This window comes from Mesorhizobium sp. M7A.F.Ca.ET.027.03.2.1 (assembly GCF_003999175.1).
Taxonomy (GTDB): Bacteria; Pseudomonadota; Alphaproteobacteria; order Rhizobiales; family Rhizobiaceae; genus Mesorhizobium.
Genome location: NZ_RZOM01001822.1, coordinates 1 through 536 on the forward strand (window position 1 = coordinate 1; position 536 = coordinate 536).

Genomic DNA, 536 nt, shown 5'->3' on the forward strand with positions numbered 1-536 from the left:
GTAGCGCGCCGTGTCCCAGCCTTGCGGCATGCGATCGAACATCTCGTCGGTCGCATAGGTGCCGGCTGCCGTCCATTCATTGCGCGGATCGGCGAGGATGCCGGCCTCGGCGGCGTGCACGCATCGCTCGGGAAATTCGTGGTGGCAACCGATATGGTCGAAATGCGTGTGGCTGGCGACGCAAATCAGCTTGCGCTCGCTCACCAGCGGCACGTGACGCCGGAGGCTGAAATGGCCGAGGCCGGTGTCGAAGAGGAGATCGCGATCGCGACCGCGCACATGCCACATATTGCAGCGGAAGAACGGTTTTATCCACGGCTCGTGGATCAAGGTCACGCCATCGCTCATGCGGATGGTGTCGTACCAGTCGGGTGCCTCGATGAGCGGAAGTGTTGCCATGTTCAATCCGTCAGAAAAGCTCAGTCCGTCAGCAGAATAATCTGGTCGGTATTGCAGGAAATCGCGACCGTGTCGTCCGGCTGGACGGCCGCCGTCGCGGGCAATTTGGCGATGAAGTGAAGCGAGGGGTCCTCGAT

1 protein-coding gene is annotated in these 536 nt (G+C 61.4%); it reads right to left on the reverse strand.

All coding sequences use genetic code 11. From position 1 onward, the window contains the following. Nucleotides 1-399 (reverse strand): MBL fold metallo-hydrolase (locus EN750_RS38275; RefSeq protein WP_348629650.1); only part of this gene is annotated, 399 nt, incomplete at its 3' end. Nucleotides 400-536: the final 137 nt, after the last annotated feature.